Source organism: Pelomonas sp. Root405 (assembly GCF_001425165.1).
Classification (GTDB): Bacteria; Pseudomonadota; Gammaproteobacteria; order Burkholderiales; family Burkholderiaceae_C; genus Pelomonas.
The window spans coordinates 357,449-383,421 of the sequence record NZ_LMDU01000013.1 but is presented as its reverse complement, the minus strand read 5'-3'; the positions used below and the strand labels follow the sequence as shown (position 1 = coordinate 383,421).

At 69.0% G+C, this 25,973-nt stretch carries 22 protein-coding genes; 12 read left to right on the top strand and 10 right to left on the bottom strand.

The window, feature by feature from the left end; genetic code table 11:
• The first annotated feature begins 150 nt into the window (after nucleotides 1-150).
• From ASC81_RS17715 to ASC81_RS17680, 8 genes are all read left to right on the top strand, one after another.
• The gene (locus ASC81_RS17715; RefSeq protein ID WP_162245920.1) at nucleotides 151-2,571 is read left to right on the top strand and encodes a TonB-dependent receptor; all 2,421 of its coding nucleotides are present in this window, start codon (nucleotides 151-153) and stop codon (nucleotides 2,569-2,571) included.
• Between the two features lie 73 nt (nucleotides 2,572-2,644).
• Nucleotides 2,645-4,153: a cytosine permease gene (locus ASC81_RS17710; RefSeq protein ID WP_056269767.1), complete on the top strand. Its 1,509-nt coding sequence runs from the start codon at nucleotides 2,645-2,647 to the stop codon at nucleotides 4,151-4,153.
• A complete protein-coding gene (gene speB / locus ASC81_RS17705) occupies nucleotides 4,150-5,106 on the top strand; it encodes an agmatinase (protein WP_056269765.1) in 957 nt (318 codons plus the stop codon). Before ASC81_RS17710 ends, speB begins: the two co-directional genes overlap by 4 nt.
• 10 nt (nucleotides 5,107-5,116) lie before the next feature.
• Nucleotides 5,117-6,568 (top strand): aldehyde dehydrogenase family protein, encoded by a 1,452-nt coding sequence (locus ASC81_RS17700; RefSeq protein WP_056269762.1) that lies wholly within the window; start codon nucleotides 5,117-5,119, stop codon nucleotides 6,566-6,568.
• Between the two features lie 26 nt (nucleotides 6,569-6,594).
• Nucleotides 6,595-6,939: a cupin domain-containing protein gene (locus tag ASC81_RS17695; RefSeq protein ID WP_056269759.1), complete on the top strand. Its 345-nt coding sequence runs from the start codon at nucleotides 6,595-6,597 to the stop codon at nucleotides 6,937-6,939.
• A gap of 103 nt (nucleotides 6,940-7,042) precedes the next feature.
• Nucleotides 7,043-8,392 (top strand): FAD-binding oxidoreductase, encoded by a 1,350-nt coding sequence (locus tag ASC81_RS17690; protein ID WP_235533702.1) that lies wholly within the window; start codon nucleotides 7,043-7,045, stop codon nucleotides 8,390-8,392.
• 8 nt (nucleotides 8,393-8,400) lie between these two features.
• Nucleotides 8,401-9,723 (top strand): 4-aminobutyrate--2-oxoglutarate transaminase, encoded by a 1,323-nt coding sequence (gene gabT, locus ASC81_RS17685; protein ID WP_056269753.1) that lies wholly within the window; start codon nucleotides 8,401-8,403, stop codon nucleotides 9,721-9,723.
• 10 nt (nucleotides 9,724-9,733) lie between these two features.
• Nucleotides 9,734-10,192, top strand: a complete 459-nt coding sequence (locus ASC81_RS17680; protein ID WP_056269749.1) for a nuclear transport factor 2 family protein — start codon at nucleotides 9,734-9,736, stop codon at nucleotides 10,190-10,192.
• A 40-nt stretch (nucleotides 10,193-10,232) separates the two neighbouring features.
• On the opposite strand, the gene ASC81_RS17675 is transcribed toward ASC81_RS17680, so the two are convergent.
• Nucleotides 10,233-10,733, bottom strand: a complete 501-nt coding sequence (locus tag ASC81_RS17675; protein WP_235533695.1) for an AAA family ATPase — start codon at nucleotides 10,731-10,733, stop codon at nucleotides 10,233-10,235.
• 273 nt (nucleotides 10,734-11,006) lie between these two features.
• On the opposite strand from ASC81_RS17675, the gene ASC81_RS17670 reads away from it, so the two are divergent.
• Nucleotides 11,007-11,873, top strand: coding sequence for a hypothetical protein (locus ASC81_RS17670; protein ID WP_056269743.1), 867 nt, complete (start codon nucleotides 11,007-11,009; stop codon nucleotides 11,871-11,873).
• 78 nt (nucleotides 11,874-11,951) lie between these two features.
• Here the strand turns inward: ASC81_RS17670 and ASC81_RS17665 are convergent, their stop codons facing one another.
• From ASC81_RS17665 to ASC81_RS17625, 9 genes are read right to left on the bottom strand one after another with little or no spacing between them, the layout of a single operon-like run.
• Nucleotides 11,952-12,839 carry an aldose 1-epimerase family protein gene (locus ASC81_RS17665; protein WP_056269741.1) on the bottom strand — a complete coding sequence of 296 codons (888 nt, stop codon included), beginning with the start codon at nucleotides 12,837-12,839 and terminating at the stop codon, nucleotides 11,952-11,954.
• Complete coding sequence (locus tag ASC81_RS17660; protein ID WP_056269737.1) at nucleotides 12,836-13,858, bottom strand: ABC transporter ATP-binding protein; 1,023 nt, start codon at nucleotides 13,856-13,858, stop codon at nucleotides 12,836-12,838. Before ASC81_RS17660 ends, ASC81_RS17665 begins: the two co-directional genes overlap by 4 nt.
• Nucleotides 13,855-15,351 carry an FAD-dependent oxidoreductase gene (locus ASC81_RS17655; protein WP_056269734.1) on the bottom strand — a complete coding sequence of 499 codons (1,497 nt, stop codon included), beginning with the start codon at nucleotides 15,349-15,351 and terminating at the stop codon, nucleotides 13,855-13,857. The genes ASC81_RS17660 and ASC81_RS17655 overlap by 4 nt, the downstream gene beginning before the upstream one ends.
• The gene (locus tag ASC81_RS17650; protein ID WP_056269731.1) at nucleotides 15,348-16,808 is read right to left on the bottom strand and encodes a DUF4127 family protein; all 1,461 of its coding nucleotides are present in this window, start codon (nucleotides 16,806-16,808) and stop codon (nucleotides 15,348-15,350) included. The genes ASC81_RS17655 and ASC81_RS17650 overlap by 4 nt, the downstream gene beginning before the upstream one ends.
• Nucleotides 16,805-19,285, bottom strand: coding sequence for a hypothetical protein (locus tag ASC81_RS17645; protein WP_082536604.1), 2,481 nt, complete (start codon nucleotides 19,283-19,285; stop codon nucleotides 16,805-16,807). The genes ASC81_RS17650 and ASC81_RS17645 overlap by 4 nt, the downstream gene beginning before the upstream one ends.
• Nucleotides 19,282-20,094: a carbohydrate ABC transporter permease gene (locus ASC81_RS17640; protein WP_056269727.1), complete on the bottom strand. Its 813-nt coding sequence runs from the start codon at nucleotides 20,092-20,094 to the stop codon at nucleotides 19,282-19,284. Before ASC81_RS17640 ends, ASC81_RS17645 begins: the two co-directional genes overlap by 4 nt.
• Complete coding sequence (locus ASC81_RS17635) at nucleotides 20,091-20,951, bottom strand: carbohydrate ABC transporter permease (RefSeq protein ID WP_056269724.1); 861 nt, start codon at nucleotides 20,949-20,951, stop codon at nucleotides 20,091-20,093. Before ASC81_RS17635 ends, ASC81_RS17640 begins: the two co-directional genes overlap by 4 nt.
• Nucleotides 20,948-21,799 carry an ROK family protein gene (locus tag ASC81_RS17630; protein ID WP_162253770.1) on the bottom strand — a complete coding sequence of 284 codons (852 nt, stop codon included), beginning with the start codon at nucleotides 21,797-21,799 and terminating at the stop codon, nucleotides 20,948-20,950. The genes ASC81_RS17635 and ASC81_RS17630 overlap by 4 nt, the downstream gene beginning before the upstream one ends.
• Nucleotides 21,796-23,031 carry a sugar ABC transporter substrate-binding protein gene (locus tag ASC81_RS17625; RefSeq protein ID WP_056269720.1) on the bottom strand — a complete coding sequence of 412 codons (1,236 nt, stop codon included), beginning with the start codon at nucleotides 23,029-23,031 and terminating at the stop codon, nucleotides 21,796-21,798. Before ASC81_RS17625 ends, ASC81_RS17630 begins: the two co-directional genes overlap by 4 nt.
• Nucleotides 23,032-23,183: 152 nt before the next feature.
• On the opposite strand from ASC81_RS17625, the gene ASC81_RS17620 reads away from it, so the two are divergent.
• Genes ASC81_RS17620 through ASC81_RS17610 form a run of 3 tightly spaced genes read left to right on the top strand, consistent with a single transcriptional unit; the run spans nucleotide 23,184 to nucleotide 25,915 of the window.
• A complete protein-coding gene (locus tag ASC81_RS17620) occupies nucleotides 23,184-23,918 on the top strand; it encodes a GntR family transcriptional regulator (RefSeq protein WP_056269718.1) in 735 nt (244 codons plus the stop codon).
• Entirely contained in the window at nucleotides 23,915-24,592 is a 678-nt protein-coding gene (locus ASC81_RS17615) for an N-acetylmannosamine-6-phosphate 2-epimerase (protein ID WP_056269715.1), read from the top strand. Before ASC81_RS17620 ends, ASC81_RS17615 begins: the two co-directional genes overlap by 4 nt.
• 57 nt (nucleotides 24,593-24,649) lie before the next feature.
• Complete coding sequence (locus tag ASC81_RS17610; protein WP_056269712.1) at nucleotides 24,650-25,915, top strand: DUF5009 domain-containing protein; 1,266 nt, start codon at nucleotides 24,650-24,652, stop codon at nucleotides 25,913-25,915.
• Nucleotides 25,916-25,973 lie beyond the last annotated feature (58 nt).

Here is a 25,973-nt window from a genome sequence, read left to right as displayed (position 1 = left end):
CAGCCTCGGCCGTTGCGCATTCGGCCAAACGCGGGTCGTGTGGCGGAAAGCAGAGCTGTCGGATTCCGACCGCTGTTGCGCCCCGGCCGTCGACAACATCCGCTCCCAGCTGCACTGCCCAGCTCAACGACAACAGCCGGAGAGAGATCCATGAAACGACGCCCCGCCTTGCATCCCCTTGCCGCCAGCATGCTGCTGAGCGTGGGCTATGCGCACGCCCAAGTGGTGGAGCCGCCGGCGCAGGCGGCGTCGGCGCCGAAGGCCGACAAGGCCGAGAAGGCAGAGAAGGCGCCCAGCGACCGCAGCAAGCTCGACACCGTCATCGTGACCGCCAGCAAGCGCGAGGAGGCGGCGCACAAGCTGGCCATCAACATCGAGGCGCTGTCCGAGAACAAGCTGCGCGAGGAGAACATCACCGACCTGAAGTCGTTGATCGCCGCCAGCCCTGGCATCGAGGCGCCCGCCAACGGCGCGCGCTTCACCGACTCGGTCACCGTGCGCGGCCTCAACGTCTCGTCGGTCAGCGCCAACAACATCGAGTGGTTCACCCGTTCCACGCTGTCCTATTACCTCGACGACACGCCGCTGCCCGACATCGGCCTGCGCATCAAGGACGTGGCCCGCGTCGAGACCCTGCTCGGACCGCAGGGCACGCTGTACGGCGGCGGCGCGCTCGGCGGCACGGTGCGCTACATCACCAACCGCCCCAAGACGGACCGCGTGCAGGCGCGGCTGTCCACCAGCTTCTACCAAACGCGCGGCGGCGGCGTTTCCAACGACACCGACGGCATGGTCAACATGCCGCTCGGCGACGACCTGGCGCTGCGCTTCTCCTTCGCGAGGCTGGACGAGAAGGGCCGCACCGACCGCTACGCCTGCACACCAAGCTATCTCGCGTCCTCACCGTGGAAGGCCAAGTCCGACGCCGGCCAGTGCGTCTACAAGGACGACGACTGGGTCAAGACCAACACCGGCCGCCTGGCGTTGCTGTGGAAGGCCACGCCGGACCTGAGCTTCACGGTGTCGTACGCCCAGCAATCCCAGCTCGCCCACGGCAGCACCGGCGCGCAGCTGCTGCCCGCCACCGGCAACCCCGGCCGCTATATCGCGCAGATGGCCTTCGACAACCAGACCGTGCTGTCGCCTTACCCTGAGTTCACCGACCGCGACATCGAGGTCGCCACGCTGGAGATCGACTGGAAGCTGGCCGGTGCGCGGCTGCATTCGGCCACGTCCAGCTACAGCGACAGCCGCGTGGGGCAGGGCGACTATCTCGGCACGGGTTCCTTCTTCTACGGCGACCTGGGCTATTCGCGCTTTCGCCTGGGCAGCGCCAGCTGGGCCGGCAACACCGCCTACATGACCTACGACAACCAGTACCGCGGCACGGTGCACGAGACCCGCGTCGTCTCCGACCCCGGCGTCTGGAGCTGGGTGGCGGGCCTGTACTTGTCGGACCAGAAGCGCAGCCAGCAGTACAGCGAATGGATGCCCGGCCTGGAGCAGCTGAAGACGCCGGGCCGGGGCCGCACCGACGAGGGCTATACGGAGAACCAGGCGAGCAACTACCGCGAGACCGCGCTGTTCGGCGAGATTCACTGGAAGGGCATTGACCGCCTGACGCTGACCGCCGGCGCGCGCATGTTCGGTTACAAGGACCGCGCCGATACGCAGGTGGAGGATTACGCCTTCGACCTCGTCACCGGCAATGTGCAGAACCAGGAGAAGACCAGCGGCAAGAGCTACTACAAGCTCAACGCCGCCTACCAGCTGACGAACGACCTGCTGACCTACGCCACCTTCTCGCAGGGCTTCCGCCGCGGCGGCGCCAACGGCTTCCGCGCCCAGGCCGGCCAGCAGGTCGACCCGGCCACGCGCCGCTACCTGCCCGACAGCACGGACAATCTGGAGCTGGGCATCAAGGGCTTCCTGCTGGACCGCACCGTCTATGTGCAGGCCAACGTCTACCGGCTGAACTGGAAAGACCCGCAGACCTACTTCTCGCAGGACGTCAACGGCTTCCCGGTCTGGGGCACCACCAACGGACCGAAGGCCTACTCGCAAGGCGTCGAGCTGCAGGGGCGCTGGCGGGTCATTTCGGACCTGGAGCTGACGGCGGCCACGACTTACTCCGAAGCGAAGTGGGACGGCAGCAAGACGGTGTGCCTGTACGCCAACGCCACCGAATGCCGCACCTACGAGAAGGGCGGCGAGCTGGGCGGCAGCGCGCCGTGGAAGCACACGCTCGGCGTGCGCTGGAGCGGCGGCACCGACAACGGGCTGGACTGGTGGGTGGCGCTGAACGCGCGCCACATCGCCAACAAGGCCAGCGACCGCGGCGATGCCCCCGGCGAGACAGTATTCTCCTACCCCGCCTACACCACGCTGGCGCTGCGCGGCGGCCTGAGCTTCGGCGACTGGGACTTCTCCGGCTGGGTCAACAACCTGACCGATACCCGCCCGCTGGTCTCCTTCCAGGGCACCTCGGCCGTAGCCCAGCGCGTCGGCCTTCGGGCCATCTACCTGACGCCGCGCACCGTGGGCCTGAGCGCCAGCTACCGCTTCCGCTGACGCGCGCTTCCTGACCCGCGGCCCCTTCTGCTGGCATGAAGCCGCCTGTCTTAGCGCATCCAGGACGCCACCCTTGAGCCGCATCACCGACATCGAAGCCCACAGCTTCGAGCAGATCCCCGCGTCCGCCCGCCAGGCGCGGCCGGTGGACTTGTTCCGCCTGCTGTTCGGGGGTTGCAACACCTTCTCGACGTCGGTGTTGGGCAGCTTCCCCATCCTGGTCGGGTTGTCGTTCCGGGATGGCGCCTGTGCCATCACCGTTGGCCTGTTGGTGGGTGCCGCGCTGCTCGCCCCCATGAGCCTGTTCGGCCCGCGCAACGGCACCAACGACCCGGTCTCGTCGGGCGCCCACTTCGGCATCCGCGGCCGGCTGGTGGGGTCCTTCCTGCTGCTGCTCACGGCCATCGCCTTCTTCTCGCTAGCGGTCTGGAGCTCGGGCGACGCGCTGGTCGGCGGAGCCCATGCCTTCATGAGCCTGCCTGTCACGCCGCTGACACTGAGCCTGGCCTATGCCTTTTTCGCGGCGCTGGTGGTTGTCATCTGCATCTACGGCTTCCAGTTCATGCTGTGGGTCAACAAGATCGCGGTGTGGGCCGCGAGCCTGCTTTTCCTGTTGGCGCTGCTGGCCTTCGCGCCGTCGTTCGACCCGGCCTATGCGGGCAGCCTCCAGCGCGGCGACGCGGCCTACTGGCCGGCGGTCGTTGCCTCGGCGACGGTGGCGGCCAGCAACCCGCTGTCCTTCGCATCGACGCTGGGCGACTGGGGCCGCTACATCCCGGCGCAGACGCCGCGCCATCGGCTGATGGCCGCCGTGCTGCTGGCTCAAGGCGCCACGCTGCTGCCGCTGCTGTTCGGCCTGTGCACAGCCACGCTGATGGCAGTGCAGGCGCCGCAGTACATCCAGGCCAGCGACTACATCGGCGGCCTCATCGCCATCTCGCCCGGCTGGCTGCTGTTGCCGGTCTGCCTCATCGCCATCGTCGGCGGCGTGTCCACCGGCACGACGGCGCTATATGGGTCGGGCCTGGACGTGGCCAGCATGCTGCCACGTCACTTCAGCCGCGCCGGCGGCACTTTGGCGGTCGGCCTGCTGAGCGTTGCCATCATCTTCCTCGGCCGCTTCGTCTTCAACCTGGTCGAGAGCGTGTCGACCTTCGCGACCGTCATCGGCGCGGCCACCTGCCCGTGGCTGGCCATCATGGTGATCGGCTTCGTCACGCGCCGCGGTCACTACCTGCCGGGCGATCTGCAGGTCTTCAATCGCGGCCGGCGCGGCGGCCACTACTCGTTCACGCGCGGCTGGAACCTGCGCGCCATGGTCGCCTGGTGGGTGGCGACGCTACTTGGCCTGCTGTTCGCCCAGGTGCCCGGCCGCTTCACCGGGCCGCTGAACGCGGCGACCGGCGGGCTGGACCTCAGCCTGCCCGTGTCACTCGTGGCCGGCGGCGGCCTCTATCTGGCGCTGCTGTGGCGCTTCCCGGAGCCCGACGCTGTCTATGGGCCGCGCGGCCGCCTGCTGGTGCCGGCCGGCACGCAGGGCGCCAACGCTGCAGCCCCGCGGTCCTCCTCTGTATCGCCATGAACCCCCACGCCCACTTCAACCAGCCGCTCGGCGGCAACGACATGCCGCGCTTCGCCGGCATCGCCACCATGATGCGGCTGCCGCAGGCGACCGACACGCAGGGGCTGAACGCCTGCTTCGTTGGCGTGCCGCTGGACATCGGCACCTCCAACCGCCCGGGCGCCCGCTTCGGGCCGCGCCAGATCCGCGCCGAGTCCGTGCTGCTGCGGCCCTACAACATGGCCACGCGCGCAGCGCCCTTCGATTCGCTGCAGGTGGCCGACATCGGCGACGTGGCCACCAACCCCTACGACCTGAAGGACTCGGTGCGCCTCATCGAGGCTGCCTACACCGGCATCGTCGCCACCGGCTGCCGGCCCATCACGCTGGGCGGCGACCACACCATCGCCTGGCCCATCCTACGTGCGCTCGCGGCCCGCCACGGCCCCGTCGCGGTGGTGCATGTAGATGCGCACGCCGACGTCAACGACACGATGTACGGCGAGAAGATCGCCCACGGCACGCCGTTTCGCCGCGCCGTGGAAGACGGCCTGCTGCAGTGCGACCGCGTCACGCAGATCGGCCTGCGCGGCACCGGCTATCACGCCGACGACTTTGACTGGTGCCGGCAGCAGGGCTTCACCGTCGTGCAGGCCGAGGCCTGCTGGCACCGCTCTCTCGCGCCGTTGATGGAAGAAATCAGGCAGCGCGTGGGCGACGCGCCGGTCTACCTCAGCTTCGACATCGACGGCCTGGATCCGGCCTTCGCGCCCGGCACCGGCACGCCGGAGATCGGCGGGCTGACCGTCATGCAGGCGCTGGAAATCATCCGCGGCCTGCGCGGCCTGAACCTCGTCGGCGCCGATGTGGTCGAGGTGTCTCCGCCCTATGACACCACGGGCACCACGGCGCTCGTGGCCGCCAACCTCGCCTTCGAGGCGCTCTGCGTGATGCCGGGCGTCTCTTACCGGTAACCCGATAGTCATGAGCATCTGTTCTTACCCCTGCGCCCGGGTGGGGCGCGACATCCTGTACGCCGCCGACGACAGCACGCCGGTGTTCGCTGCGTGCGATGGCTCGCTATTTGCCTGGCAGGGCACCGCGACGGCTGCACAGATCGACCAGGCGGTGGCGGCCGCCCGCGCCGCCTGGCCTGCCTGGCGCAGCACCACGGCGGCCCAACGCGGCGCGCTTCTGCGCGCCGTGGCCGAGCGCATCGAGACCGAGCGCGAGACGCTGGTGCAGTTGCAGATGCGGGTCAACGGCAAGCCTCGCTTCGAGGCCGAGCTCGACGTCGGCGACGCCGCGGCGTGCTTCGCCTTCTACGCCGAGCTTTGCCTGCGCGGCGACGCCTTCGCCGTCGAACCCGTTGCCGTGCCCGACGCCACCGTGAGCGCCCGCCGCCGCCACGAGCCGGTCGGCGTCGCGGCGCTGGTGGTGCCCTGGAACTTTCCCATCGTCACGACCGCCTGGAAGCTCGCGCCGGCACTTGCCACGGGCTGTACCGTCGTGCTCAAGCCGTCGGAGCTGACCTCGCCCGCCGAGCATGCGCTGCTGGACATCCTCGACCGCGTCGGGCTGCCGGCGGGTGTCGTCAACATGGTCTGCGGCGGGGCAGCGGTAGGCGCTGCGCTGGTGGCGCATCCAGGCGTCGACAAGATCAGCTTTACCGGCAGCACTGCCGTCGGGCGGCAGGTCATGAAGGTGGCGGCCGACCATCTCAAGCGCGTCACGCTGGAGCTGGGCGGCAAGTCGGCCCTCATCGTCCGCGAGGACGCCGACCTGGCCCTGGCCGTCAGTCTTGCCGTTGGCGGCGCGTTCACGAACGCGGGCCAAATGTGCTCGGCCACGTCGCGCATCCTGGTCCACCAGCGCGTGCATGCCCGCTTCCTGCGCGAGTTCGGCGCGGCCGTGCAGGCGCTCATGACCGGCCCGCCGGGCAAGCCTGGCTGTGCCATGGGGCCGCTGATCTCCAGCCAGCACCGCGCGCGCGTTCAAGCTCTTGTCAACCAGGGCCTGGCGGCTGGCGCGGACGTGCTATTCAGCGGCCGCGTGGCCGATGGCGCGGGCGACGGCTACTTCATGGCGCCGCTGATCGTCGCGCCGGCCAGCGAGCAGAACCCGCTGTGGCAGGACGAGATCTTCGGCCCCGTCGCGTGCGTGCGCCCCTTCGACACAGATGCCGAAGCGCTGGCCGCCGCCAACGCCACCGCCTACGGCCTGGTGGCCACCGTCGTGACCCGCAGCGCCGAGGCCGCCGACCTGTACCAGGGCGAGCTGCGCGCCGGCCTGGTGTGGGTCAACACGCCGCAGCTGATCTTTCCGCAGGTCTGCTGGGGCGGACTGGGCGCCAGCGGCCTCGGCCGCGAGCTGGGCCTCGAAGGCCTGCGCGCCTTCCAGGAACTCCGGCATGCCGTCGCCGCCCGACCGGCCTGACCTCGTCTCCACTTTCAGGGAACCTCATGACCAAACTGATCCGCGACATCACCCGCCTCGGCCCGCGAGTCGGCGACCACGCCAAGCTTGACTACGGCATGGACGAGGACGACTGGTGTGCGTTGCGCGGTACCGCCAGCGGCTACACCGTGGGCTGGTGGGAGGGGCGCGTCGGCGCCGTTGACTTCCCCGCGACCACGGCCGACGAGATCGTCTGGCTGGCCGAGGGCCATATCGCGCTGACCGACGAGGCCGGCGGCCGCATCGAGTTCCGCGGTGGCGACAGCTACCGCCTGCCCGCTGGCTTCGCGGGCCGTTGGGAGACGCTGGCGGATGCCAGGAAGTTCTATGTCCTGCTGGACCCGGCTTGACGGATCGCGCATGGCTGTCTCCTTGCTTCGGGCGTTAGACACGCCGGCACCGCCCGCCGTGCGCCCGGCCGACCTCGCCGATGCGTTCGCGCACACGCGGTTGATGCCCTACTGGCTGGACACGCCCGATGCGCCGCCACCGGTGCCACCGCTGCAGGGCGACACGCGGGCCGACCTGCTCATCGTCGGCGGCGGCTTCACGGGCCTGTGGGCCGCCATCCAGGCCAAGGAGCTGATGCCCGAGCTGGATGTGGTGCTCATCGAGGCCGGCCGCGTGGCGCATGGCGCCTCGGGGCGGGCCGGGGGCATCGTGTCCACGTCCATCATGCATGGCCTGCCCAATGCCGTGCGCGTGTTCCCCGATGACATCGAGCAGCTGGAAGCCTTCGGCCAGGTCAACCTTGACGGCTTCGAGGCGGCGCTGCAGCGTTATGGCATCGACGCGGAGGCCGAATGGAATGGAGAGATGACCGTGGCTGTCGACGACGCCCACATGGCCCAGCTGCGCGCCGACCACGAGCTGCACCGCCACTATGGCCACAACGTCGTGCTGCTGGACCGCGCGCAGACCGCCGAGCACCTGCGTTCGCCGCTGTTCGCCGGTGCGCTGTGGTCGCGCGACCGCAGCGGCACCGTGCATCCCGCCAAGCTGGCCTGGGGCCTGCGGCGCGCTGCGCTGTCCCTGGGCGTGCGCATCCACGAGGGCACGCCGCTGACCGGCAGCCGCGACCGCGGCAGCCATGTGGAGGTGACGACCCCCGGCGGCAGCATCACCGCGCGGCGGGTGCTGTTCGGCACCGGCACGGCCGAGGTGGGCGTGCGCGACATCCAGCGCCGCGTCATGGCCGTGCGTGACCATGTGCTGGCCACCGAGCCACTGACCGAGGAACAGCTCGCCCGCATTGGCTGGACCCAGCGCCAGGGCATCTACGACACCCGCACCCAGCTCAACTACTTCCGCCTGACCCGGGCCAACAACATCATCTTCGGCGGCCTCGTCAGCTACCACTTCGGCGGCAACGCAGAGCCGGCACAGGACGGCTGCAAGCCCACCTACTACCGGCTGGCCCAGGCCTTCTACCGCACCTTCCCGCAACTGGCGGACGTGAGGTTCTCGCATGCCTGGGGCGGCCCCATCGACTACTGCTCGCGCGGCTCGGTGTTCGCCAAGCCCTACCTTGGCGGCAAGGCCGTGTTCGTGGCCGGCTACACCGGCTTCGGCATCGGCGCCAGCCGCTTCGGCGCGCTGATGGGGCTGAACATGCTGTTCGACCGCCCCAGCCCGGAGCGCCAGCTCGGCGTCGCCCGCCAAAGCCCCGCCTGGATTCCGCCCGAGCCGCTGCGCTGGCTGGGCGCTCGCATCACCTTCCACGCCTTCGACGGCGCCGACACCGAGGGCGGCTGGAAGCGCGCCTGGATCAAGGGCATCAAGGCCCTCGGCTTTCCCATGTGAACCCCGTCATGTCTGAACAACACCTCACCAATGCCGACTGGCATGCCCGGCGCCTGGCCGCCACGCCACGTGGCGTCGCCGTGCTGCAGCCCTTCTTCGCCGCCCGCGCGCTGAACGCCGAGCTGTGGGACGTGGAAGGCCGGCGCTACATCGACTTCGCCAGCGGCATCGCCGTGCTGAATACGGGCCACTGCCACCCACGCGTGCAGGCCGCGCTGCGCGAGCAGCTGGAGCAGTTCCACCACACGGCATACCAGGTCGTGCCCTACGCGTCGTACGTCGCGCTGGCCGAGCGCATCAACGCGCTGGCGCCCAGCGCCGGGTCGAAGAAGACGGCCTTCTTCACGACCGGTGCCGAGGCCGTCGAGAACGCCGTCAAGATTGCCCGCGCTGCCACCGGCCGCCCCGGCGTCATTGCCTTCGACGGCAGCTTTCATGGCCGCACGCTGATGGGCATGGCACTGACCGGCAAGGTGGCGCCGTACAAGCGCGGCTTCGGCCCGTTCCCGGCCGAGGTGCACCACGCGCCCTTCCCAAGCGCGCTCGACGGCATCAGCGTCGAGCAGGCGCTGCACGGCTTGCGGCGGCTGTTCAGTACCAGCATCGACCCGGCCCGCGTCGCCGCGTTCATCTTCGAGCCAGTGCAAGGGGAGGGCGGTTTCCGCGTAGCGCCCGAGGCCTTCATCCAGGGGCTACGCCGAATTGCGGATGAACAAAGCATCCTCCTCATCGCCGACGAGATCCAGACCGGCTTTGCGCGCACTGGCCGCTGGTTCGCCAGCCACCACCACAGCGTGCCCATCGATCTGATGTGCTTTGCGAAGAGCCTAGCCGGTGGCATGCCGCTGTCAGGTGTGTGTGGCAGCGCCGAGTTGATGGATGCGGCCGAGCCCGGTGGCCTGGGCGGCACCTACGCCGGCAACCCGCTGGCCCTGGCGGCGGCGCACGCGGTGCTGGATGTCATCGAGGAGGAGGGCCTGTGCGAACGCGCTGAGCGGCTCGGCCGGGCGCTGCGCGAGCACCTGGCGGCGCTGCAGCCGCGCGTACCCGCGTTGGCCGAGGTACGCGGAATGGGCAGCATGGTGGCGGCTGAGTTCCGTTGTCCAACCAGCGGCGCTCCCGATCCGGACTTCACGCGTCGAGTGCAGGCGGCCGCGCTGCGGCGCGGGCTCATCCTGCTCACCTGCGGGCAGCACGGCAACGTCATCCGCTTCCTGCATCCGCTGACCACACCCGATGCGGTGTTCGACGAGGCGCTCGGCATCCTGGCCGAGGCGCTGATCGCCGCCGATGAGGATGCGATGCTGGGAACCACTTCGACCGCCAGATAAGCACATGCCGATGAAAGCCTCGATCCCAGTCTTCTTGCTGGCTGCAGCGGTTCACCTGTCCGCGGCTGCACAGGCCCCGATGGGCCTTTCAAGCGCCGATGCGTCGTGGAACGAATTGCGCTTGAAGTCCGACGTCGCCGGTCTCGACCGGCTTCTCGCGCCGGATTGGCTGCTGACGCATTCTGACGGCCGGGTGCAGGACAAGCGCGATTACCTGGGCGAACTGGCGAGCCGGGGCCGGACCAATCAGGTCATCCTGAACGAGGACGTGGTGGTCCGAGGCTACGGCAACACCGCCGTCGTCACCGGCGTGAGCGTGCAGTCCGGCGTGAGCCAGGGGACGCCGTGGAGCGGTCGATTCCGGTTCACCCGCGTCTGGGTCCTGGTCGACAACAGCTGGAAGATGGTGTCATCGCATTCGTCGCGCATCAGCTCGCCGCCGGACAGCTCGAACGCCGCAGTGCGGTGATGGATGCAGCCGTCCGCCAGCCACAGCGACCTTGGCCGTTTCACTCGTCCTTGGGTGGCCAGCGAAGCTCGGTTGCGTGGCGCAGCCGCCCCGATAGGGCGTGATCCCCGCGCTGCAGCGCGTTCCCGGCAAGCACGACCGTCCCGGCGTGTGCCTCTATCTTCTGGAGAAGATAGGCGACGTCGAGGTTGGCATAGCGATCATGGCTGTCGCGGACGTCGCTGCGCTTGCCGAACAACGCATCAGCCTCGTCGATGAACAACACCGCGCCACTCGCCTCAGCCGCCGCGAAAACGCGATTCAGGTTCTTCTCGGTCTCCGCGATGAACCGGCTGACCACCCGACGCAGGTCAACCCTCACGACGCTGCGATCCACCGTGCGGGCAAGCGCTTCAACAACCTGCGTGCTGTCGGTGCCGGGCGTAACCCTCAGGATGACCGTGCCCGCACGCGCCGTGCCGAGGTGGCGCAGTTGCGCGACGTAGTCGGCTGGCAAAGCGAGACGCTTCAAACGCAATGGGAACCTGTTGACCTTGCGCATGCTGCCTCCCTGGTGTGACGGACGATTCTCGCCTCGTTGGCTTGGTGGACCAGGACACCCGCCTTGCATGCCGCCTGGATCCTTTGCGCGCTACGGCAAGCGGCTTCCGGGCGGCGATGCCAACCCACCGCGGGAATTTGACTCTAAGTTCGGCATTTGAATCGTCCAGCTGCGGGAGCGAGGTCGCGTCTCCCGCTGACAATTGTTAGAGGCTTTTCGCCCAATTCGCTTGACCCACGCGGAGCTAGTCGGCCTCCGCTCTCGGAAGTAGTCATGACAACCATCGGTCGCGCACTTGTCGCCGCGCTTTTCGTCTTCAGCCTGGCCCACGCCAGCGCTCAGTCACACAACACCGCCACGCAAGACACTGAGCTTTCCAAGCGGACAAAAAAACTTGGCGTCTTGGTCGTATCAGGCTACCGGGCGCACGTGATCAAACGGGGCACGCTGATGAACATAGGCAAGCTCGGGAAGTTCGCTTCCTATGACGAGCCTAGATTGGCCGATGCCATCTTCAACGCCGTGTCCATGCAGATCCGGCAGGAAGAGCGATATGAGATCAGCCGCGTGCGCATCGAACCAGAAGCGGCTCGCAACATTGCAACAGAGATCTATGAGAAATACCGCCTGCCCAATGTCTGGGGCAAGCTGCTGACGCCGTACTACGAGTCATGCGACTGCGATGCACTTTTGGTCGTCACGGACGGGCCGTCGGAGAACCCGTTCAGCGAAACGGCGCCCAGCGTGGGCCCAAGCTTCTCCTCGAAAGCTGCCGTCTCCAATTCTGGGGATCCGATCAAATCCCACATGCGCCTCGGGCTGCTGCTCATGCTTGCCGACCCGGTCGAGAAGCGAGCCGTCCGTCACTCCCTGATGTCCGACGTGCCGGACTACAGCGAGGACGTTCAGCGGTACTGGCCGAGCTCTGACACCCAAGTACCCCAGGAATATTGGGGGCGTCTCGTTGCCTATGTGGACTCACCCACCAAGGCCTACCAGAAAGCGCTGTTCTGGATCGGGCTGCGTCCTTCCTGCGCCCTGCCGTATTTCAACAGTTCCCCTTTCGCTCAGCAACGCGGCCAGCAACCGCCAGAGGTGTTGCCCGGGACCGATCCGAGCAAGTGTCAACCTGCGCCCTGAGGGCACGCGTTCCTTGGGCTGTCGCAGGACTGAAAGCCGACGGTGACCGGTGACCGTCGCCTCACTTGGGCGACGAACTCAGCGTTCGCACTGAGACGTCGCAATCCGCATCCCCGCCTCAAACACCGCCCCCGCCGGCAGCTTGTGCAACTGCGGCTTGGCCAGCAGCGCATGCGGCGACGCTGCGTCGTCGTCCCGCCCCCACCAGGGCTCGATGCAGATGAAGGGCGCCCCCGGCCGCGCCCACAGGCCCAGCGTCGGTGCGCCGCGGAACTGCAGGCGCAGGCGCTCGCCGTGGCGGCGGTGCACAAGCGCGACCCAGGATGAGCGCACAGGGTCGAGGATGACGGCGTCGCGGTCGAACAGGTGGGGATGCAGCTGCAGGCTGCCCGGCGCGTCCCAGCGGAAGGGCTCCGCGGTCGCGGCGCGCAGGCCCCAGGGCGGTGGATCGGGCTGCAGCCGCCAGACCGACGCGGCTTCGGGCCGCTCGAACTGCAGGCGCCAGCCGTCCAGCCGGCCCGGCAGCGCAAAGCCCGGGTGGGCGCCGAAGCCGAAAGGTAATGTCTCGTCGCCGTCGTTGTGCACGGCGATGTCCATGGCCAGGCCGTCGGCATCGAGCCGGTAACTGACAAGCAGGCGGAAGTCGAAGGGATAGAGCTTGCGCGTGCGCTCGCTGGCGCGCAGCTGCAGCTGCACGCTGTCGGGCGCCTGGGCGAGCAGGTCGAAGGCCTGCGAGGCGGCAAAGCCGTGCAGCGGCATCTCATGCCAGCGGCCACGGTGCGAGAAGCCGCCGTCGCGCAAGCGGCCGACGACCGGGAACAGCCAGGGCGCCGTCTGCTGCCAATGGCCGGCGCGCGGCTGCCACATCAGCTCGTCGCCGTCACGGGTGAAGGACTGCAGCTCGGCTCCCAGCGCAGCGATGCTCGCTGTCAGCGGCCCATGCGACAGCGCGATGGTTGGGGTCATGCCGCCAGCCGCTGGCCCTCGGCATCGAAGGCATAGACCCTGGCGGCGTCCGGCTGCAGGGCAAGCGCCCCGCCGGGCTCCACGCGCTGCGAACCATCCAGTAGCACGCACAGCCTGCCCAGGTGTTCGGTCTGCGCATAGAGATAGCTGATGGCGCCCAGCCGCTCGACATGCACCGCCTTGGCCGGTACCGCACCGGGCGTGTCTGCGCTCACGCAGCGCCAGTGCTCGGGGCGCACACCCAGGCGTGCCGCGCCAGCGGGCGCCAGCGCGGGCAGGGCCTGCGCGTCGAAGAGGTTGATGGCCGGCGAGCCGATGAAGCCGGCGACGAAGGCATTGGCCGGCTCGCGGTAGAGGTCCAGTGGCGCGCCGATCTGCTCGATGCGGCCGTCGCGCAGCACGACGATGCGGTCGGCCAGGGTCATGGCTTCGACCTGGTCGTGGGTGACGTAGACCATCGGCGCGCCCAGCTCGCGGTGCAGGGCGGCCAGCTCCACGCGCATGTGCAGGCGCAGTTCGGCGTCGAGGTTGCTCAGCGGTTCGTCGAACAGGAAGATGCGCGGCTGCTGCACCAGCGCGCGGCCGATGGCCACGCGCTGGCACTGGCCGCCGCTGAGTTCGCCGGGCTTGCGCTGCAGATAGGGCGCCAGCTTGAGCACGCTGACGGCGCGCTCCAGCTTGTGCGCCATCTCCGCCTTGGGCACGCCGCGCATGCGCATGCCGAAGCTGAGGTTCTGCGCCACGGTCATATGCGGGTAGAGCGCGTAGCTCTGGAACACCATGGCCAGGCCGCGCGCGCTGGGCGCGGCGTGGGTGCAGTCCTTGCCGTCGATGAGGAGCTGGCCACCGCTGGGCGTCTCCAGCCCGGCGATCAGTCGCAGTAGCGTGCTCTTGCCGCAGCCCGAAGGGCCGACGAAGACGAGAAACTCGCCGCCGTGCAGCTGCAGGTCGATGCCGTGCAGGATGGTGGTGTTGCCGAACTGCTTGCGCAGGCCGCGGAGTTCAAGCGTGGGGCTCATGGGGCAAGGCGTGCGGTGAGTTCGGAAGGCCAGGCGGTGGGAATGCCGTCGCTTTGCAGGCGCTGCTGCAATGCCGCAACAACCTCGGCGTTGGCATGCAAGGCGGCAGGCGTCAACTGGTCGTTCAACAGCGTGACGGCGATGTGGGCGGCGACCTCGCCCGCTAACCACTCGGTCGGATGTACGCGCGTGCTGGCATTGGCCAGGTGGGTGACGGACAGGTTCTTGCAGGCCGGCAGCAGGTTGTCCACCTCGGTGCCCAGGAAGACGCCCAACGGCAGCACATAGGGCCGGCCCTTGGCGTTCAGCCCCATGCCGCTCTTTACAGTGGGATGGATGTCCAGGTTGTACCAGGCGATGCCGACGCTCTGCGGATGGGTCATGGCGGTCAACGCGCCGGTGCTGAGGTCGTTCTGCGTCAGCGTTTCCAGCCCGACCAGGCGGCGCGATTCACGCACGTAGATCGCCTGCGCCAGCCCGTCGCGCGTACCGGTCACGTCGGACGCGGGTTGTAGCTCTGGGTGGCCGGCTTCCACCTGCAGCCAGTGCAGCAGGCACAGGCTCAGCTCGCGCGCGGCGGTGCCGATCTCGGCGGGCGTCAGGTTGCCGTCCAGCAGCGGGTGCAGCGCGTAGTCGTTCTGCGCCCAGTTGATGAGGGACACGTCGGGCTGCGGCGGTTGCCACTGATGTTCGGCAACGACGCGGCGGTAGCGCCACCAGTCCAGCGTGGCGCCATTGGCAAACAGCGGCAGGCGCGCCACCTCGCCGACGCGGCTGCCGGGCATGAACTCGCTGAGCTGCGCGAAGCCGTAGTGCGGCACGACGTGCTGGCGCCAGAAGTCGTAGGCCGGCGGCTTGGCGCAGATGGGGCCGGGGCCGGCATGGCGGCGCAGCGCCAACACCCAGGTGACGGGCTGCTGGTCCAGCGGGTCGGACTCGGCGGGCGCCAGCGGCTCGTTGAATTCGGCGCGCGACTCCTTGCCCAGGCGGTAGCGCAGGCCAGCAAGCTTGAGCAGCTCGCCCGTCTCGGTGGCGTCGATGACCATGTCGGCGTCGATGCGCTCGCCGTCGATGTCCACCCCCATGATGCGCCGGCAGTCGCGGTGTACACGGGTGGGCCAGCCGCGGCGCTGCGGCACGTCGGTCAGCAGTGTCTGCAAGTGCGTATGGGCGACCGCGGGCTCGATGCAAAGCCGCGACACCCAGCCGTCGCCGGGGTTGCAGCCTTCCGTCATCGTGGCGGCGTCCTGGAAGCCGGGCTGCGCGCGGTAGTGGTCGTGCATCCCATCGCGAAAGGCGCGGTAGCGCCGAGTGCAACCGCCCAGCTCGATCAGGCGGTGCTCGTCAGGCGGCACGGCCTGGCTGGTGAGCTGGCCGCCGATCCAGTCGTGCTGGGTGATGAGCAGCGGTTGTAGGCCGAGTTCGCGCGCGGTGTGCGCGGCCAGCACGCCGCCCAGCGAGTCACCGACGATGAGGACTTGCGCTTTCTTCATTGGACGTCCAGGCCGATCTCGAAGCTGCGGCGCCAGGGCAGCCAGGCGCGTTTCACGCGCTGCGGGAAGCCCATCGTGGCCAGCCAGGCGTTCGCGTCCTCCACCATCAGCGCCTGCGCCTGTTGCGCCAGCGCGGTAGCGGGCATGGCGGCCTCGTCGACGCGGTCGCGCAGCGTCTGGCGAAGCCGGGCCTGCCATTGCAGGTCTTCGGCCAGGCGCAGGGCGACGACGGCCTGGTTGGCCGGTGTGGCCCAGCGGCCGCGCGCCAGCACGAGCTGGGCGAGCAGCGAGCCGATGCGGTTGCTCGACGTGTTCCAGCCCGCATAGCCGGCCAGCGTGTGCAGCGGCAGATGGGCGGCCAGCTCGGCGACAAAAGCCGGATCGCCGCCATTGGCATGCGCATCGTCGGCCACGGCGACGGCGTGCGCCGAGGCCAGCCGCGGCCAGATGCCGGCGTCCACGCCCACGCGTGCGGTCAGCGGTTTGCGCATCGCCCAGTCGCCCTGGGCACTGCCCTGGCTGTGCACCAGCAACAGCAGCTCGGCGTCGTCGTCCTCAGCGGCCTGCACGGCGCCCACGGCCTGCAGCTGGGCGGCGAGGGCATCGGGCAGCGGGCGATCTTCGTACAGCGGCACCAGGCGCTGCCAGTGCGCGGCGTCGGTCGGCAGCACGTTCACGCGCAAGGGCGGGTCGCCGCGCAGGCGGCCGACGACCCAGGCCGACAGCGTGTGCATGACCTCGTCGGCGCCGGGGTAGATCAACACGCGGTCCAGCAGCCTGCGGCGTGCGGCCTCGGCCTGCAGCGCGCGGCGCTCGGCGATGTTGAAGCCGTACTCGGCCGTGTCGTCCTGCGGTAGCACCAGGCGGTCGATGACGTCTTGTTCGACCAGTTCCAGTGCCGCGAGGTTGATGGCGAAGTTGCGCGCGCGGGTGGCGCGGTAGTCAGCGCGGATGGCGTCGGGCACGCGGGCCGCCGCGACCGCGGCGGCTGCCTGGCTCGCGGCGTCGCCGGTCAACGCATGTCGGTCGGTGTGGAAGCTCCAGGTCCACAGGTCCAGGCCGTGCGGGTTCCAGTAGGGCTTTTCCTCGTCGGCCATGCAGTTGCTGGAGATGCGCATCGTCGCGGCGAAGGCGGTCAGCGGCACGCCGGGGCGCTTGAGCTCGCGCAGCATCGTGAGGCGCTCTCGCAGAGAAGCCTCGGCATCGTCAATGAAGCGGCTGGGGATCAGGCCGCCATAGACCAGCATGTCCAGGCTCAGCACCCAGCCGGCGGCGTCGTCGACCTGGTCGCGCAGCCACTGGGCGAGGTGGTCGCGGTCGGCGGGGATGCGGAAGTCGCCGAGTTCATCGATTGCCGGGCAGCGCAGCTCGAAACCTTGGGTGAGCGCGACGAGCTGCTGCACCTGGGCACGCACGACAGGTCGGCCGTCCACGGGCAGGCCAACGACGGTCTTCATGCGGGCCTCCGGTATGTGGCGATCTGGTGCGCCGTCAGCGCGGCGGGGCCGGTCCAGCCGGGCGGGGCACCGCTGACGGGTTCGTCGAGCGGGTTCCACACGCGCAGTTCCAGCGCATTGCCCACGCGGCGAAGGCTGCTAGGCACGAGGCGAGCGTCCGGCAGCGTGAACGGCTCGCGCCAGGCGTCGTGGCGGTGGCCCGCCAGCACCAGCAGAGGGCGGCGCAGGCGAAGTGCGCGTTGCAGAAGCGCATCGGCATTCAGCGCGAAGGCGAAGGGCGTGACGCCGTCGAAGCCACGCTGTGCGCCGGGTGTGGGCAGATCGGGCCCGGCACCAGCGCCGCGCGTGACGAGGTCGCGACGCGACAGCCAGCCGACGGCGCGCTGCAGGGTCACGGCGAGCGCGTCACCCTCGTGCGGCCCGTCGACAATCTCGAACTCCTGCAGGCCCCGGTGCACGATCGAGACCGAGCCGGCCTGCATGGCCGACAGACTAGGGTTCACGGCCACGGCCATCTCGCGTTGCGGGACGGGCGCGGCCGGGTAAGCGGCCTTGACCACAGGGCGGCGCGTCCAGTGGAAGGCCGTATCGCCGGCGGCGTCGAGCAGCGTCTCGCCAGCCGAGAACACGAGGCGTGTGCGCTGGTCCTGGGCGGCGGTCGAATGCGTGAGCTGCGCTTCGACCCAGGGTGAGCCGTCGGTCAGCAGCACCAGCTCGCCGCGCGTGGTGACGCGCTCGGCGCCGGGGCCACGGCGGTCGTCGGCCAGTGCGCGCGGCTGCTCGAAGGCAAAGCCGACGCGCAGCTGCGTGAACGGGCCGCTGCGGCGCAGGCCCAAGGGCTCGAAGCGCGCATGCCAGTGGCGGTCCGGTTGCGCGGGTGGCGCGAAGTTGTAACTGTCGCCCGCGTCCAGCTCGGTGTGCAGCAGCAGCTGCAGTCGGCCCTGCCAACGCAGGGCGCCGCCGTCGTCCAGTGAGAAGCCGGCGACAGCCAGCGGGCCGTTCACCGGCGTTTCACACGCAAGCACTGCTGCACCTGCTGCGGTCGGATCGCAGGCTTCCAGCCGCAGGGCGATGGCCTGCATCCCTTGCAGCGGCAGCGCGATGCGCAGGGTCAGTCGATGGCCGATCACCGGCTCGGGGAAGTCATCCAGCGGCGACCGCAGCGAGCGCGCCGCGGCCACGCCCAGCCAATGTAGGGGCACGGGTATGCCATCGGCATCCAGGACGCGCACGGCGGCCGGCTTGGGGCCTTGTAGCAGCGGCTCGACGGCCTGCCAACCCTCAGTAGCCAAGGGCAGCGGGTTGAACAGCGTGAACGTGGCGTCGTCGGCAAACACCGACGCGCCCGTGCCTTCATGCCGCGAGGCACTTTGCAGCCCCGCTGCGTGCAAGGCGCCGCCGTTCAACGCACTGAGGCGCTGGTCCAGCGACACCAGCCGCGCCTGCATCTCGTCATGCACCTCGTCCACGCTGCAGCCGCAGATCGAGTCGTGTGCCTGTTGCTGGATCAGGCGCTTCCAGCTCTCGGTCAGCGCATGCGCAGGCGGCGTGACGCCTTGCAGCCAGGCCCACAGCGGCTCGGTCTCGCCGAGCAGACGGTCTTCCAGGCGCTGGTGCAGGTCTTTCAAGTAGCGGCGGGTGGACAGCACGTCGGGCAGCACAAAACTCTGCGCGTTGTCGCGCAGCTCGCCACGCAGCCCGGGCCGGTCCGCCGTGCCCACGGCCTCCAGGTGCTGTTGCAGGCTGTGCTGCACGAGCTCGTAGCGGTCCTGGCTCGCGTTGAATTCGGTGATGCGCCGGGACAGGTCGCTGTGCGGCGCGAGGTGGTCGCCGCCTTGCGTCAGCAGCAGCACACCAGTCAGGCTGCGCGGGGCAATGGCCTCCAGATTGCGCGTCAGCGCGCTTTGCCAATCCGGCAGGTTCAGCGGGTGCTGGTAGTAGCCCTGGGTTAGGTAGATGGCGTCGACCTCACTTCCATCGGGCGCCGCCCAGCGGAACTCGGCATGGCGCAGGTCGATGCCACGCCAGGTGACGGCGGACGTGATGCCGTGCTGGCGCAGCAGCTGCGGCATCTGCGCGATGTGGCCGAAGCTGTCGGGCAGGTAGCCGATGCGCTGCGCATGGCCGAATTTTTCGGCCAGCGCCAGGCCGATCTCCAGGTTGCGCCACAGCGACTCGCCGCTGACGAGGAACTCGTCGGCCATCACGTACCAGGGGCCCAGCGCGATGCGCCCGGCACGCGCATGGGTCAGCACACGCGCAGCGAGCGCCGGTTCTGCCTCGGCCAGCAGGTCTTCCAGCGCGCAGACCTGGCCGTCGAACAGGAAGTGCGCGAGGCGCCCATCGTCGAGCTGGTCGCACACGCGCTCCATGACGGCCAGCAGCCGGCCGGCGAAAGTCTGCTGCGGGAAATACCACTCGCGGTCCCAATGCGTCTGCACGACGACGCTGACGCGGTAAGGCTTGGGCAATGTCACTGCTTCACGGCGCCCTTGAGCGCCCCCTCGATGAAGAACTTCTGGCTGAACGCGAACACGACGAGCACGGGAATGAGGCTGAACACCGCGCCGGCGGCCACCAGGCGCCAGTCAAGGGAGAACAGGCCGGCCAGACGGTTCACGCCCAGCGGCAGCGTGAAACGGGCGGGGTCGTCGTTCAGGATCAGCGGCCACAGGAAGTCGCCCCAGGCCGCGATGAAGGTGAAGACGGCCAGCGTGGCGAGTTGCGGGCGCACCAGCGGCAGGCAGACGAAGGCCCAGATGCGGAACCGCCCGACGCCTTCCATCACTGCCGCCTCTTCCAGGGCACGCGGGATCGCGTCGAAGGCCTGGCGCATCAGGAAGATGCCGAAGGCCGTGCAGGCATGTGGCAGCACCAGGCCGATGAGCGTGTTGCGCAGGCCCAGGCTCAGCGCCAGTTGGTAGACGGGGATCATCAGCAGCTGGAAGGGCAGCATCATGCTGGCCAGCAACGCGCCGAAGACGAGGGGCTTGGCGCGGAAGTCGATGCGCGCCAGCGCATAGCCGGCCAGCGACGCGAAGCACAGGTTGCAGGCCACGGCCAGCAGCGCTACCTCCAAGCTGTTGAGCAGGTAGCTGAACATCGGCTGGCTCTGCAGCACGCGCTTGAAGTTCTCCAGCGTCGGCTGGGCCGGCAGCAGCTGCGGCGGCTGGGCGAACAGGTTCTCGGCCGGGCCCTTCAGCGAGGTGGACAGCAGCCACAGGAAGGGGCCGATGGTGACGACTGCCCAGGCGACCAATGCCAGGTAGCGCAGCAGCTTGCTCATGCCTTTTTCCGCAGCAGGCGCAACTGCAGCAGCGACAGCGCCAGCGTGATGACGAACAGCGCCATGCCGGCCGCGGCGGCCTGCCCCATCTCGAACTCGACGAAGGCCGTCTCGTAGATGAAATACACCAGCGTCTTGGTGGCCGCCATCGGCCCGCCCTGGGTCATCACATAGATCTCCTCGAAGACCTTCATGGCTGCGATGGACGACATGACGGCGACGATGGCCATGCTGGGCCGCAGCAGCGGCACGGTGATGTGCCAGAACTGCTGCCAGGCGCTCACGCCTTCCAGCGCTGCCACCTCGTAGAGCGAGCGCGGGATGCCCTGCAGGCCGGCCAGGTAGATGATCATGTAATAGCCCATGCCGCTCCACAGCGTGACGGCCATCACGGCGAAGATCGCAACGCCAGGGTCGGTCAGGAAGGCGACGGGCGTATCGACCAGGCCCACCGCGAGCAGCGCGTGGTTGAGCAGGCCCTTTTCCTCGTAGACCCATTTCCAGATCAGGCCGGAGATGACCAGCGAGGTCACCACCGGCAGGTAGAACAGCGCGCGGAACAGCCGGATGCCCGGCAGCGCGGCATTCACGCCCACGGCGAGCACGATGGGCAGCAGCACCAACAGCGGCACCACGACGACGAGGTAAAGCAGGCTGTTGCGCAGCGCAGCCCAGAAGAAGGGGTCGGCCGCCAGGCGCGCGTAGTTGTCCACGCCGACGAAGCGGGTCGGCGTGATCATGTTGTAGTCGGTGAAGCTCAGCCACAACGCCTGCGCGGCCGGGTAGAGCACGAAGCCGCCGAGCAGGCTGCAAGCAGGCAGCAGGAATATCAGGGTGACCCAGGGCTTCTCTTTCATGCCAGAGTCTCCCAGGCCATGCGGGCGGCGCCCAGCAAACCGGCGCGCGACCCGAGTTCGGCGGGCTGCACGTCCAGCGGCAGGTCCGCCAGCTCAGGCGTGAGCAGCGGCCACCAGTGCTCACGGGCGTCGATCATGCCGCCGCCGATCAACACGCGGCCGGGGTCGAAGGCCCAGTGCAAGTTGCGCAGCTGCAGGGCCAGCAGGTCGACCCAGGCCTGCAGCGCCGCCTTGGCGGCCGGGTCGCCCAGCCTGGCGATGACCTCGCGACCATCGGCAGCGCCGCCATGCAGGCGGGCCAGGCCCGTGCCCGACAACAGCGACTCCAGCGGTACGCGGTGGCCTTGATGCAGCCATTCGGTGCGGCCGAGATGGCCGGCGAGTTGACCGTGGCCCTCGTGCAGGCGGCCATCGACGAGGAAGGCGGCGCCCAGGCCGGTGCCCAGCGTCAGCAGCGCACCGTGGCGACAATCGCGCAGGGCACCCAGCCAGCTCTCGCCGATGAGCGCCGCATGCACGTCGTTGCGCGCCGCGATAGGCAGATGGAACCCGGCTAGCTCGGCGCGCAGCGCGGTGCCTTTCCAGCCGGGCAGGGCGTCGGTGGCGTCGATGACGCGGGCGGTCTTTGGGTCGATGACGCCGGCAAGCGACAGGCCGATGGCGCGCGGTCGCGCGCCGCCCTGGACCTGCTCCAGCAGCTGGCGCAGGGCTTCGCAAACGGCGGCCGCGCCGCTTTGCGCCGGCGTCGCCACCTCGAACAGCCGCGAGGTGGCACCTTCAGCGTCGACGAGCGCCGCAAGGATCTTGGTGCCGCCCAGGTCCGCCGCCAGCACGCAGTCCGGCGTCATGGCTTGCATCCCAGCAGGTTCGCCCATTGCGCTGTGACGGTCTGAAGGGCGGATGGAAGGCTCTGCTTGCCCAGCATCTGCGATTGCAGCTGGATGGCAAAGCTGTTGCGCAGCTTGCTGTAAGCGCGCATGGGCGGCACCAGCACCTGGCCGTGCTGCACCAGCGCTGCCGACAGCGCCCGCGCACGGTCTGTCAGGTCGCGGCTGGCCGGCGTCGTCGACAGGAAGGGGTCCGCATAGCTCGCCCTGGCGCTGGGCAGCACCGGGACGGCGCGCGCGAATGCCAGCTGGTTGTCGGCGTTGCTGACGAATGCGGCGAATTCGAAGGCAGCCTGCTTGTGACCGGAGGCCTGCGGCACGGCGAGATTCATGACGGCGAGGTTGGGTGGCACGCCGGGCCTGGCCAGCGGCGGCGCAATGTCGATGTCCGCATAGAGGCCGGCATTGCTGGTCTTGATGAAGTTGAGGAATTGCATGCCGGTGGAGATCATGGCCACCTCGCCCGCGACGAAGAGCTCGACCGCCTTGCGATGCCCTTCGGTGACGACGTTGCGCGGCACCAGCCGCTGCTGATACAGGTCGCGATAGAAGCCGAAGGCGGCGGCGCCGTCGGCGTTGTTAAAGCCGGGGCAGCCGCGCGCGTCCAGTAGCGGCGCGCCCATCGCAACCAGCGTCTCCAACGGGTGTGAGCCATCCAGCGCAGGAAAGTAGGCATGGCGCCCCTTCGCGGCCAGACGTGGTGCGGCGGCCAGCAGTTCGGCATGTGAGCGCGGCACGGCGGTAACGCCGGCGTCCCGCAGCAGGCTCGGGCGGTGCAGCGTGAGGTTGACCGTCACGTACCAGGGCAGGGCGAAGGTCTTGCCGGCCAGGCGGTTGCCGGCCCAGGCTGCGGGCAGGTAGCTGGCGACCTGGTCCGGCGTCAGGTATTGCTCGGGCTCGGCCAGCGCACCGAATTCGGCGAGTTTGGCGGCGAACTGCGGGTTCAGATTGACGACATCGGGTGCCTGGCCGGCCGCGATCGCCGTCAACACCTTGCGCTCCATCTCAGCCCAGGGCAGGTCCACCCACTTGACGCGGGTGCCCGGGTGAGCGGCCTCGTAGCGCGCGATCAGCCCCTGCATGTAGCCGTCGAGCTGCGGCGACAGCTGCATGGTCCAGAACTCCAGGCTGCGGCCGTGGGCGCCGGTGGTCAGCAGTGCGGAGGCCGCAATGAGAAGGAAATGGCGTTTCATGTCAGAGGCTGGCACCTTACCTGAACCAAAGCACGGCGGCAAGCAAATGGTATACAAATGGTCTCTTTTCAATCATCCATGAAAAGGCTATATTGGCCGCGTATTTGGTCCAGGACAATCTGCCTGGAAGTTAGACCAATAGAAGGCCATGCATGCCGTCAGACCGAGCCCTGAAACGACAGCAGCTGAAGGAACAGCTGCTGACCCTGGTGGAACAGCACAGCGGTGGCCGCCTCCCGCCTGAGCGCGAGCTGTCGGAGCGCTTGGGCGTGGCCCGCGAGACGTTGCGCCGTGCCCTGAGCGACCTGGAGCACGAGGGCCTGCTAGACCGCCGACAGGGCGCCGGTACCTTCGTCAGTGGTCAGCCGGTGATCAAGCAACTGCAGCTGATGAGCTTCAGCGAGGACATGCGCGAGCGCGGCCTCACGCCCAGCAGCGAGGTGCTCAGCGTGAAGGAGCTGGGCGCCAACGCCAAGCTCGCGCAGAAGCTCAAGCTGACACCGGGTGCCGCGTTGATGGAGCTCAAGCGCCTGCGCTTTGCGAACGAAGAGCCGATGGCGCTGGAGACCGTCTACCTGATCAAGGCGCGGGCACCCGAGGTGGATGCCGAGCAGCTGCGCACCGGCTCGCTGTACGAGCTGCTGCAGCGTTCGGGCGTCGTGATCCGAAGCGCGGTGCAGGAGGTACAGGCCACCGTCCTCAGCGAAGAGGAGGCCGACCTGCTCGAAGTACCGCCGTTCTCGCCGTCGCTGCTGGTGGAGCGCCTGGTGCTGAGCAACACCGGTGAGATCGTCGAGTTCGCCCGCACGCTGTATCGGGCGGACCGCTACCGCTTCGAGGTGAATGTGCTGCGTGCGCCTCAAAGTGTGTCGGGGGATGTCGAGTGACCTTGGAGGAGCTGGACAAGCGCCTGCGGCGGGGCTTGGTGGTGAGTTGCCAGCCCGTTGACGACGGCCCCTTGGACCATGACGAAGTCGTTGCGCGCATGGCTGAGGCGGCCCTGAGCGGCGGCGCCCAGGGCTTGCGCATAGAGGGCGCGGCGCGGCTGGCTCATGTGCGGCGGCGTCTGGCGGCGGCGCTGTTGATCGGCATCGTCAAGCGCTCGCTGCCGGGCAGCCCCGTGCGCATCACGCCGGAGGCCGCCGACGTGCAGGCGCTGGCCGATGCAGGTGCCGATGTGATCGCCATCGACGCCACGGCCCGCCCACGGCCGGCCACCGTCGAGGCGCTGCTGGGCGCCATCCGCTCCCGCGGTTGCCTGGCCATGGCCGACTGCGCGACTCTGGCCGAAGGCCGCGAGGCAGTTCGGCTGGGCTTCGACATCGTGGGCACGACGCTGAGCGGTTACACGGGCGGCCCTGTGCCCACCGATCCCGACTGGTCGCTGCTCCAGCAACTGGCCGCCGAGCACCCGCGGGTGATGGCCGAGGGGCGCATCCATACGCCGGCTCAAGTCCGCGAGGCCCTGGCGCTGGGGGCCTGGGCCGTGACCGTCGGCACCGCCATCACCCGCACGGAACTTGTCACTCAGTGGTTTGCTGCCAGCGGACAGGTCTTGTGACGGCTCCCGCTGGCGAAGGCGGTTCGGTATCTTCATGCGAACGCTGACCGGGCTGGCATGACGGTGGCCGTGCGCGATCCGGCTCTGGACGCGCTGCGCGGCCTTGCCGTGCTCGGCATGGTCCTCAGCGGCAGCGTTGGCTTCGGAGGGGCGCTGCCGGCGTGGATGTATCACGCCCAGTTACCGCCACCCACGCACCGCTTCATCCCGACGCTGGCGGGGCTCACGTGGGTGGACCTGGTCTTCCCGATGTTCCTGTTCGCGCTGGGCGCTGCGGTACCGGTGGCCTTGCGGGACCAGCCGCTGGGCCTGGCCGCACGCAGCGGACTGCGACGGTTTGCGCTCTTGCTGTTCTTTGCCCTCTTCACGCAGCAGTTCAAAACGGCGCATGTGAGCCCCTGGTTGTCGCTCGCTGCGTTTTTCCTGCTGGGCCTGCTGGTGGTGCGGCGCGTATCGCCGCGGGTGAAAGTGTTTGCCTGGGCGGCCATCGCCGCGACGTGGGGGTGGGTGGGCGTTGACCCGTCGCGTCACGACATCATTCTTGTCGTGCTGGCGGCCATGGCCGGCGTCGGCACGCTGCTTTGGGCGGCAACGCGTGGTGGCCGCGAGGCCTGGCGCTGGTGGGCGCTGCTGGCCGTCGTCGCCGTCATGCTGGCGCCGCCTGAGGCGTGGACGCGCGCGTTCATCTGGACGCCGGCCGATTGGGCCTGGCGATTCGCCTTCCTCAAGTACCTGCTTATCGTCGTGCCCGGCATGGCGATGGGTGATGCGCTGGCGCGTGGCGAGGCGGCCAACCGCGACCGCCTGCTGGGGGCGTTGGCGGCGCTGGTCGTGCTGACCAATCTCGCGCTGCTGCAAGCCCGAGAGCCCGCGCTGAACGCGCTGTTGACCGCGCCATTACTCGCCTGGGGCGCCATGCGCGCGGCGCGCGAGGGTGGCTTCGCGGCGCGCGCCTGGCCGATGGCCGCCGGCCTGGTGCTGCTGGCACTGCTGCTGGAGCCGCTGCAGGGCGGCATCCGCAAGGACCCTTCTACTTTCAGCTACCAGGTGCTGACGGCGGGGCTGAGCGCATTGCTCCTTGTCGCGCTGCAGACGGTGCGCGGCTGGGGGCTTGCCGCCGCGCTGGGGCGCAACCCGATGCTGGCCTATGTGGCTGGAAGCCTGTGTATCTTGCCGCTGCTGCAGCTGACCGGCCTGCTTCCGCTGTGGAACGCGCTCAACGGCTCGGCCGCCCTGGCTTTGCTGAAGGGCGTGCTGTTCACTGGAGCAGTGGCCGCGTTGACGCTTGCAGCCAATCGCCTTGGCTGGATGTGGCGGGCTTGATGCGCTGCCCGCTTCTCATGCTTGCCCAGGCCTCGCTGTCAACGCCCAGGGCTGAGAT

What these genes read in the sequence shown, in the direction of transcription:
- ASC81_RS17715 (WP_162245920.1), top strand. Translation starts at nt 151, where the DNA reads ATGAAACGACGCCCCGCCTTGCATCCCCTTGCCGCCAGCATGCTGCTG.
- speB (WP_056269765.1), top strand. Translation starts at nt 4,150, where the DNA reads ATGAACCCCCACGCCCACTTCAACCAGCCGCTCGGCGGCAACGACATG.
- ASC81_RS17680 (WP_056269749.1), top strand. Translation starts at nt 9,734, where the DNA reads ATGAAAGCCTCGATCCCAGTCTTCTTGCTGGCTGCAGCGGTTCACCTG.
- ASC81_RS17635 (WP_056269724.1), bottom strand. Translation starts at nt 20,951, where the DNA reads ATGAAAGAGAAGCCCTGGGTCACCCTGATATTCCTGCTGCCTGCTTGC.
- ASC81_RS17665 (WP_056269741.1), bottom strand. Translation starts at nt 12,839, where the DNA reads ATGACCCCAACCATCGCGCTGTCGCATGGGCCGCTGACAGCGAGCATC.
- ASC81_RS17650 (WP_056269731.1), bottom strand. Translation starts at nt 16,808, where the DNA reads ATGAAGACCGTCGTTGGCCTGCCCGTGGACGGCCGACCTGTCGTGCGT.
- ASC81_RS17675 (WP_235533695.1), bottom strand. Translation starts at nt 10,733, where the DNA reads ATGCGCAAGGTCAACAGGTTCCCATTGCGTTTGAAGCGTCTCGCTTTG.
- ASC81_RS17690 (WP_235533702.1), top strand. Translation starts at nt 7,043, where the DNA reads ATGCCCTACTGGCTGGACACGCCCGATGCGCCGCCACCGGTGCCACCG.
- gabT (WP_056269753.1), top strand. Translation starts at nt 8,401, where the DNA reads ATGTCTGAACAACACCTCACCAATGCCGACTGGCATGCCCGGCGCCTG.
- ASC81_RS17640 (WP_056269727.1), bottom strand. Translation starts at nt 20,094, where the DNA reads ATGAGCAAGCTGCTGCGCTACCTGGCATTGGTCGCCTGGGCAGTCGTC.
- ASC81_RS17620 (WP_056269718.1), top strand. Translation starts at nt 23,184, where the DNA reads ATGCCGTCAGACCGAGCCCTGAAACGACAGCAGCTGAAGGAACAGCTG.
- ASC81_RS17700 (WP_056269762.1), top strand. Translation starts at nt 5,117, where the DNA reads ATGAGCATCTGTTCTTACCCCTGCGCCCGGGTGGGGCGCGACATCCTG.
- ASC81_RS17670 (WP_056269743.1), top strand. Translation starts at nt 11,007, where the DNA reads ATGACAACCATCGGTCGCGCACTTGTCGCCGCGCTTTTCGTCTTCAGC.
- ASC81_RS17610 (WP_056269712.1), top strand. Translation starts at nt 24,650, where the DNA reads ATGACGGTGGCCGTGCGCGATCCGGCTCTGGACGCGCTGCGCGGCCTT.
- ASC81_RS17655 (WP_056269734.1), bottom strand. Translation starts at nt 15,351, where the DNA reads ATGAAGAAAGCGCAAGTCCTCATCGTCGGTGACTCGCTGGGCGGCGTG.
- ASC81_RS17630 (WP_162253770.1), bottom strand. Translation starts at nt 21,799, where the DNA reads ATGACGCCGGACTGCGTGCTGGCGGCGGACCTGGGCGGCACCAAGATC.
- ASC81_RS17695 (WP_056269759.1), top strand. Translation starts at nt 6,595, where the DNA reads ATGACCAAACTGATCCGCGACATCACCCGCCTCGGCCCGCGAGTCGGC.
- ASC81_RS17625 (WP_056269720.1), bottom strand. Translation starts at nt 23,031, where the DNA reads ATGAAACGCCATTTCCTTCTCATTGCGGCCTCCGCACTGCTGACCACC.
- ASC81_RS17660 (WP_056269737.1), bottom strand. Translation starts at nt 13,858, where the DNA reads ATGAGCCCCACGCTTGAACTCCGCGGCCTGCGCAAGCAGTTCGGCAAC.